Below are 8,473 nucleotides of genomic sequence, written 5' to 3'. Positions count from 1 at the left end.
GAGGGGGGACGTGTACCGGCGCTTCGCCGTACCCGGACGGCTAAGGTCGACGGAGTGAGCGAATTCGCGGGGCACCTTCCCGGCAGCCGCGACTATCGGCGGCTTCTCATCGGGCTCTTCTTCGGCGGAGTGGCCACCTTCGCGCAGCTGTATTCGACGCAGGCGCTTCTGCCGGCGATCTCGGCGGACGTGGGGACGCCTCCCGCCGGTGCCGCGCTGACCGTGTCGGCATCCACGATGGGTCTGGCTGCGGCGGTGATCCCGTGGTCGATCGTCGCCGATCGCATCGGACGCGTGCCTGCCATGGCCATCGGGCTCATCGCTGCGACGGTGCTCGGGGCGCTCACTCCCGTGGCGCACGACATCGTCGTCCTCCTCGTGCTGCGCCTGCTCGAGGGGGCCGCCCTCGGCGCCGTCCCGGCCGTCGCCCTGGCTTACCTGAGCGAGGAGGTCGACGCCCGCCACGTCGCCGCAGCGGCGGGCTCCTACATCGCGGGGACCACCGTCGGCGGCCTGAGCGGGCGCGTGCTGTCGGGCTGGGTGGGAGAGGCGGCCGGCTGGCGATGGGGGGTGGCATCCGTCGTTCTTCTCTGCGTGATCGCGGCGGTGGTGTTCCTCACGCTGGTCCCGGCAGCCCGGGGCTTCGTCCCGGGCCGTCATCGCGCGGTGCGGGGGCCGTCGATCCGTCGCCGCCTGGCGGTGAATCTGCGTTCATCGATGCAGCTGGCCCTGTACGCGCAGGGCTTCCTGCTGATGGGGGCTTTCGTCGCGGTCTACAACTACCTCGGCTTCCACCTGAGCGCGCCACCGTTCTTGCTCGCCCCGGCGGTCATCACCCTGCTGTTCCTCGCTTACCTGGCCGGGACGGTCTCGTCTCCTCAGGCGGGAGCGCTGGCGGTGAGACACGGTCGCCTTCCCGTTCTCGTCGCGGGGACCGCGGTGATGGCAGCCGGGGCCGCACTGATGCTCGTGCCCGCGGTCGTCGCCGTGCTGGCGGGCCTGATCGCCTTCACCGCCGGATTCTTCGCGGCGCACGCGGTGGCATCCGGATGGACGCCGGTCGCGGCGGTACCGGAGGCGCGGGCGCAGGCTTCGTCGTTGTACTACCTCGGCTACTACGCCGGCTCGAGCCTGTTCGGGTGGGCGCTGGGCATCGTGTTCGGCGCCGCGGGGTGGGGTTGGTTCCTGGGTGCGGTGCTGACGATGTGCGCGACGGCCCTCATCCTGGCTCTGCTGGTGCTGCGCGGCGGAGGCCGGCCGGTCGCATCCGCCTGAGCATTCGTGCCGATTCATCGACACGCGGCATCCGGAGGTCAATGCCCACGTCCGACACGGAGGGAACCGACTAGCGTCGAAGGTGACGTGAGGGAGGTCGGGAGTGGACGACGCCGAAGAGCGCACCATGACGGATGACGAGCTGGTCGACGCGCAGCAGCACGCCGCCGCGGACGACATCGACGAGGCGGGCGAGACCGTCACCGAGATCAGTTACGACGAGCAGCGGTATCCCGCACGCCCGCGACGACTGCGTCCGCGGGATCAGTTCCGGGGCGGGACGCTGCGACGCTTCCTCACCGACCCGCGCAACGCCAACGGCGGCAATCCGTCGTACGTGGAGTGGCTGGTTCGTCAGTCGATGCTCAAGGACGCCGACGTGCTCAGTCGGCAGTTGTCGGGCCAGCCGTCGATGTGGCGGAACCCCTACGCGCGTCCGGACGCCCGACGGGCGATCGAGTCGACCGACGTCTGGTTCACCGCGTACCCCATCTCGCTGATCACTCGGCCGGGGGAGTCGTTCCTCGACGCGCTCGGTGACGAGGCGCTGTGGGAGGCGTTCGAGTGGGTCGGGATCAACGGCATCCACACGGGTCCCGTGAAGCGGGCGGGCGGCATCACGGGCTGGCAGGAGACGCCCAGCGTCGACGGGCACTTCGACCGCATCAGCACGCAGATCGATCCCGAGTTCGGTGACGAGAACGCGTTCCGCCGCGTCGCGGACGTCGCCGAGTCGCACGGCGGCAGCGTGATCGACGACATCGTGCCCGGGCACACGGGCAAGGGGGCGGACTTCCGCCTCGCCGAGATGGCGTACAAGGACTACCCCGGGATCTACCACATGGTCGAGATCCCGCGCGAGGACTGGGCCCTGCTGCCGGAGGTCCCGGCCGGGCGCGACTCCGTCAACCTCGACGCGGAGACCGAGCGCGAGCTGAGCGCCCGGGGCTACATCATCGGCGAGCTGCAGCGCGTGATCTTCTACACGCCCGGCGTGAAGGAGACCAACTGGAGCGCCACGGCGCCCGTGGTGGGAACCGACGGGCTCGAGCGCCGCTGGGTGTATCTGCACTACTTCAAGGAGGGCCAGCCCTCGATTAACTGGCTCGACCCCACGTTCGCGGGGATGCGTTTGGTGATCGGCGACGCCCTGCACTCGCTCGGTGACCTGGGAACGAGCGCGCTGCGACTGGATGCCAACGGCTTCCTCGGCGTCGAGAAGAGCGCGGAGGGTCTGCCGGCGTGGTCGGAGGGCCACCCCCTGTCGCACGCGGCGAACCACATCATCGCCGGGATGGTGCGCAAGGTCGGCGGGTTCACGTTCCAAGAGCTCAACCTCACGATGGAGGACATCCGCGATACGGGTGCCGTCGGAGCCGATCTGTCGTACGACTTCGTCACCCGGCCCGGGTACCACCACGCGCTCGCGACGGCGAACACGGAATTCCTCCGCCTCGCTCTGAACACCGCCCTCGAGACCGGTGTCGAACCCGTGCAGCTCGTGCACGGGATGCAGAACCACGACGAGCTCACCTACGAGCTCGTGCACTGGGCGACGACGCACCGCGACACCGTCTACCCGTTCCGCCACGAGGAGCACACCGGTGGCGAGATCGCCGAGATGGTGCGGGCCGACCTGACGCAGAAGCTGACGGTCGACGCGGACTACAACCTCGTCTTCACGCAGAACGGCATCGCCTGCACCACGGCATCGCTGATCGCCGCGACGCAGGGGAAAGCGACGCTCGACGACATCACGGATGCGGACATCCCCGCGATCCGCGACGCGCACCTGCTGCTGGCCAAGTACAACTCGTGGCAGCCGGGGGTGTTCGCGCTCTCGGGATGGGACCTCACGGGTTCGCTCACGCTGCCCGCTGACGACGTGCGCCATCTCATCGCGTCGGGCGACACCCGGTGGATCGAGCGAGGCGGCCACGACCTGCTCGACGTCGCTCCGGAGGCCGTCTCCTCGGTCTCGGGGATGCCGCGGGCCCGCTCGCTGTACGGATCGCTGGGCGATCAGCAGGCGAACCCGGAGTCGTTCCTCTCCGGGCTGCGCGACGTGCTCCGCATCCGCGGGGACCACGGCATCGCCATCGCCACGCAGGTCGACATCCCGCAGGTGGGGCACCCCAGCATGCTCGTGATGGTGCATCGCCTGGACGGCGGGGATCGCCGCGCCGAGGACGCCCCGCTGCAGATCACGGTGCTCAACTTCTCGGGCGAGACCATCGAGGGCACCGTGCGTTCGGAGTTCCTCGTGCCGCAGAGCACGGCCGTCGACGCCGCCACCGGAGACGTCGTCGGTCGCGTGGACGAGCTGCAGAGCTTCTCGCTCGAGCTCGGCCCGTACGCGGGGCTCTTCCTGGTGCTGGAGGCGCCCGAGACCGACGACTGAGTCGCGGCGGGGAGCGGTGGCCCGACCGGCCGCTCTCCCCGCCCCGTTCGGCGGGCGCGACGATGTCGGGGGCTCGGCGTAGCGTGTTCGCGTGCCCACCTCCGCCTGCCTCGTGCCCGGCTGTCGACGAGACGTCGATGCCGACGCGCCCGTGCGCGTCTGCACCTGGCACCTCGCCGTCGGGGCGGACTGGGCAGCGGCGACCGACGGCGTCACCGACCTGTTGCCCACGCCGTGCCGGCTCTGCGGGTCGCGGCTGGGCGTGCGCTGGCCGAGCGGGTGGTTGTGCGCCGTGTGCGAATGGCGTCACGGTGAACCCGTCGACGGGGAGCTCCCCCCGCCCCGGGTCGATATCGTCTACTACCTGAGATTCGAGGACCGCATCAAGATCGGAACGAGCGCGCAGCCGCGACAGCGTCTCGCCGCCGTGTGGCACGACGAGCTGCTCGCATTCGAGCCGGGGGACCGCCTCGTCGAGAGACGTCGTCACGCCCAGTTCGCCGACGCGAGGTTCGGCCGCACGGAGTGGTTCCGGCGCAGCGCGGCGCTGGACGCGCATGTCTCCGGGTTGTCCGCCGGGGTCGACGACCCGTGGGCGCTGTACGCGCGGTGGACGAGCGAGGCGATCGCACGTCGCGGCTGACACCGTCGCGGCGGACACCGTGGCGGCTGACATCGGTGCGGATGACGGCGTCGGGGGAGTACGACGCGGTGAGCGCGGTGACAACCCCTCCCTCCTCCTCCGATCCGCGTCGTAGCGTGAAGCGACGACGAGGAAGGCCGAGACATGGGACTTTTCGACCGGTTGTTCGGATCAGGGGACGACGCGTCAGACCGCACCCCGCCCCCCGCACCCCGTGGCGGGGCGAGCGGGATGCGCGATGCGGGGGGACGATACGCGCCGCCGCCGCCCGCCCAGGCCGACTCGACGGCATCCGGTTCCCCGGACGACCAGCGGGCGATCGAGCGCTACCGCTATCTGCTGCGTACGGCGCCGCCCGAGACGGTGGAGCAGGTGCACGCCGAGGCCTTCGAACGCCTCACGCCGGCGCAGCGCCGCCAGGTGCTCGACGAGATGTCGTCGGGGTTGGCGGCGTCGGAGCGGCCGGCGAGCGATGACCCTCGGGCCCTCGCCCGCGCGGCCACGCGTGCGGAGTACTCGCAGCCGGGCTTCATGGAGCGGACGTTCGGCGGTCGCTCCTTCAGCGGCGGAGGGGCGGGGCCCGGGTTCGGGTCGATGCTCGGCGCGTCGATGCTCGGCACGATCGGCGGGTACGTGGTGGGCTCCGCCCTCGTGGGCGCGATGTTCGACCCCGGATACGACGCCGGCTACGCGGACGGCGTCGCCGCGGACGTGGGAACCGATGGTTCCGGAGGCGATGCTGCGGCGGATATGGGCGGCGGCGATGCCGGCGGCTTCGGTGGGGGAGATCTCGGCGGAGGCGATTTCGGGGGAGGTGACTTCGGCGGCGGAGACTTCGGGTTCTGATCCGTGAGACCCGCGCCGGCGGCGAACGTCGGCGTGCCGCGGTCCGAGGGCGCGTCCGAGGCTCGGTGAGACGATATCGTCGAGGCCATGGCGCCCCGCATCTCCCGTGTGCGCCTCGGTCTGCGGCGCAGCATCGTGGCGAACCAGATGCTCCTTTCGGCGGCCGCGCTCATCGGCATCCTGGTGTCGATCGCGGTCGGGCACGTGGTCGACCCCACCCTGTTCCTCGCGGGTGCGTCCCTGCTCTTCGCCGGGGCGATCGCCGCGGTCCTGCTGCCCTGGGACCGCGTGTCCCAGCTGTGGGCCGCCTTGCTGCCGATCGTCGACGTCGTGGCCGTCGCCCTGATGCGCGAGAGCGCGCCGCTCGCGGGTCTCGGACTGCTCTGGGCCTTCCCGGCGCTCTGGATCGGCACGGTGTTCGGGGTGTGGGGCATCGTCGCGATCTCGGTCTCGGTGACGATCGTGATGGTCCACCAAGCCGTCGTCATCGACCTGCAGCGCTTCACCGCCTCCACGCTGCTGCTGCCGTTCGTCGTCGCCGCGCTGTCGACCATCGCCCACTTCACCGCGCGTCGCTCGCAGGCGCAGCGCGAGCTCCTCGAGAAGCAGTCCGCGGAGCTGCGCCGCGCCGTGGAGCGCGCGCGTCGGCAGGAGGATCTCGTCACGGAGGTTCTGGATGCCGTCGATTTCGGCGTCACCCGCGTCACGGCGGCCGGAGAGTTCGCCGTCACGAACGCCGCTCACGCGCGACTGCTGAACACCACCGACGTGCTGGGGCGGGAGATCGAGGTCTTCGCCGCGGACGGCTCGACGCTGATCGCCGCGGATGCCACGCCTCTCGCCCGTGCGCGAGCCGGCGAGGTGTTCGAGGGCGAGATGGTCTGGTACGGCGGGCCGGGGGAGGACCGACGCGCGCTGAGCGTGACCGCACGCCGCCTGCCGGCGGCCGAGACCGGCGAGATCAGCGCGGTCATCGTCTCGCGCGACGTCACTGTCGAGGAGCAGGCGCGTCGCGCGCGGGAGGACCTCGTGGCGAGCGTGTCGCACGAGCTGCGTACGCCGCTCACCTCGATCATCGGCTACCTCGAACTCGCGCTCGACGACCCCTCCATCGCCCCCGGCACCCGCGACCGGCTGACCGTGGCCGAACGCAACGCGTCGCGTCTGCTGGAGTTGGTCGCCGACATCCTGGCTCTGTCGGCCACCTCGCGCGAAGGAGTGGGGGTGGAGCTCGAACTCCGATCCGCCGATGTCGCGGCGGTGGTGCGGGCGGCGATCGAGTCGATCGCCCCACGCGCCGTGGACCACGGCGTGCACATCGACGCCTCGGGCGTCGTCGAGGCGCGAGCGGTGATCGACGCGCGCCGCGTGCGTCAGATCGTCGACAACCTCCTGTCGAACGCGATCAAGTACATCCCCCGCGACGCGGCGGTGAGCGTGGCCGTGCAGCAGGACCTGCACTCGGTCTCGATCGTCGTGGCCGACGATGGCCCCGGGATCTCCCTCACCGAGCAGGGCCGCCTGTTCGAGCGCTTCTTCCGCGGCGACGCCGTGCGCAATTCCTCGGCGCACGGCAGCGGCCTCGGTCTGGCGATCAGTCGCGACCTCGCCCGGGCCCACGGCGGCGAGATCACCGTGCGGACCGCCCCCGGCGAGGGCGCCGTCTTCACCGTGCGGCTGCCTCGAAACCCCCGGGAGGGCGAGTGATCTTCGACGTTCTGACGCTGCAGGCCTCGGCAGCCCTCGTGATCGTCGTCTCCGCGGTCATGTACCTGCTCGACACGATCATGCTCAAGGACGGCCTCCCGGGGCGGCTGTGGGCGAGCGCCTACCTGTCCGGCACCTTCTCCGCCGTCTGCTACCTCGCGTGGCTGCTGCTGCCCGACGTGTTCGTGGCGGTCGCCGTGGGCAACGGGGCGTTCGTCGGTGCGACGGCGTTCATCTGGCTGGGGTGCGTGGCCTTCAACGGCCGCCCCCTTCGCGTGCCCTCGATCGTCGTCGGCGCGGTCATCCTTCTCGTGGTGGTGTCCGCCCTGGCAGCCGGTCCGGCCGGTGGCGACTGGGCAGGTGCCATCCCGTTCTTCCTGGGCAACGCGCTGTTCGCCGTTCTCGGGGCCGTCGAGACGCGCCGCGGCGCCATCGGGAGGCGGTGGAGCGCCGTGGGGCTCACCATCATCCTCGCGATCGAGGCGGTGTGGTTCGTCAGCCGCACGGCGGTGTTCATCGTCAGCGGCCCCGAGAGCGACCTCTTCCGGACGGTGTTCGACACCCGCGTCTCCGCTCTGCTGACCATCACCCTCGTGATCGCCGCGGTGACGGTGACCTCCGTCCTCCGGGCGAACGAGTCGACGCTGCGCGGCTCGCCCGACGTCCGCCGACTCTCGGTGGATGCCAACGGCGTGCTGTTCCGCGAGTCGTTCGAGGCGACGCTCGCCATCGTCTGCGCACGGGCGGAACTCGCCGGTGAGGGCGTGTGCGTGATCGGCATCCGGATCGACGACCTGAAGCGCGTCTCGGTCGCCTTCGGCCCGGAGGATGCCGAGCAGCTCGCCCGCGAGCTGCGCGGAGCGGTGCGTCGGTACTCGCCCACGATGGCGCTGGTGGGGGAGGCCGATGCAACAGGCCTCGCGGTCGCCTTCACGACCGGTCCGACCACCGACATCGGGCGCGTCGCACGCGCACTGCACGACAGCGTCGTGAGCGATCTCTCGCGCCTCGGTACCGCGGTGGTGCCCGTGGTGGGGGTCGGCGTCGCTGTCACGGCGGACCACGGTCACGATTCCCGCGCGCTCACGCTGCGGGCCGATGAAGCGGCCGCGCGGGCCGCCGTCACGGGCGAGCAGTCCTTCCGGATCGGCTGAGAGCGGCCGTCAGGCCCCGGCGGCCGCGGCCAGGTCTTCCACCCGCTGGCGCAGCTCGCGGGGTCGGAACGGTTTCGTCAGGTAGTCGTCGGCTCCGGCCTCGCGCCCCGTGCGCTGCTCCGCCTCGTCGGCGCGGGCGCTCACCATGAGGATGCGCGTGTCGCTGAAGGCCCTGATGCGCCGTGCGGTCTCGAAACCGTCGATTCCCGGCATGCTCACGTCGAGCGTCGTGACCACCGGCGCGTGGAGTCGGACCAGTTCGATGCCGTCGAGTCCGGTGCTCGCGGCGTGCACCGTGAAGCCCGCGCTCTCGAGCACGGTCGACACGAGCGTGCGGATGTCGAGGTCGTCCTCGATCACCACCGTGGTGCGGGCATCGGGCATGGCGGAGCTTTCGTCGGGCGGGTCCGGGAGCGATCCCACCTGGGGGAATCGTAGACGACGCAG

Annotated in this window: 7 protein-coding genes; 6 read left to right on the top strand and 1 reads right to left on the bottom strand. The window is 71.0% G+C overall.

The features are described 5' to 3' along the window. The first annotated feature begins 54 nt into the window (after positions 1-54). From RWH45_RS16225 to RWH45_RS16200, 6 genes are all read left to right on the top strand, one after another. A complete protein-coding gene (locus tag RWH45_RS16225) occupies positions 55-1,275 on the top strand; it encodes an MFS transporter (protein WP_315995887.1) in 1,221 nt (406 codons plus the stop codon). A gap of 127 nt (positions 1,276-1,402) precedes the next feature. Further along, positions 1,403-3,676 carry a maltose alpha-D-glucosyltransferase gene (treS, locus tag RWH45_RS16220; RefSeq protein WP_437127356.1) on the top strand — a complete coding sequence of 758 codons (2,274 nt, stop codon included), beginning with the start codon at positions 1,403-1,405 and terminating at the stop codon, positions 3,674-3,676. Between the two features lie 91 nt (positions 3,677-3,767). After that, the gene (locus RWH45_RS16215; RefSeq protein WP_315995885.1) at positions 3,768-4,319 is read left to right on the top strand and encodes a GIY-YIG nuclease family protein; all 552 of its coding nucleotides are present in this window, start codon (positions 3,768-3,770) and stop codon (positions 4,317-4,319) included. Between the two features lie 231 nt (positions 4,320-4,550). Continuing rightward, positions 4,551-5,165, top strand: a complete 615-nt coding sequence (locus RWH45_RS16210) for a hypothetical protein (RefSeq protein ID WP_315995884.1) — start codon at positions 4,551-4,553, stop codon at positions 5,163-5,165. A gap of 87 nt (positions 5,166-5,252) precedes the next feature. Continuing rightward, complete coding sequence (locus tag RWH45_RS16205; protein WP_315995883.1) at positions 5,253-6,872, top strand: ATP-binding protein; 1,620 nt, start codon at positions 5,253-5,255, stop codon at positions 6,870-6,872. Next, the gene (locus tag RWH45_RS16200; protein ID WP_315995882.1) at positions 6,869-8,026 is read left to right on the top strand and encodes a hypothetical protein; all 1,158 of its coding nucleotides are present in this window, start codon (positions 6,869-6,871) and stop codon (positions 8,024-8,026) included. The genes RWH45_RS16205 and RWH45_RS16200 overlap by 4 nt, the downstream gene beginning before the upstream one ends. A gap of 9 nt (positions 8,027-8,035) precedes the next feature. On the opposite strand, the gene RWH45_RS16195 is transcribed toward RWH45_RS16200, so the two are convergent. Beyond that, on the bottom strand, positions 8,036-8,410 hold the full coding sequence (locus RWH45_RS16195) for a response regulator transcription factor (protein WP_315995881.1): 375 nt from the start codon (positions 8,408-8,410) through the stop codon (positions 8,036-8,038). Between the last annotated feature and the right edge of the window lie 63 nt (positions 8,411-8,473).

Origin of the sequence: Microbacterium galbum (assembly GCF_032464915.1) — a bacterium.
Classification (GTDB): Bacteria; Actinomycetota; Actinomycetes; order Actinomycetales; family Microbacteriaceae; genus Microbacterium; species Microbacterium galbum.
The sequence above is the reverse complement of the archived record's forward strand: the minus strand, read 5'-3'. Positions and strand labels throughout refer to the sequence as shown.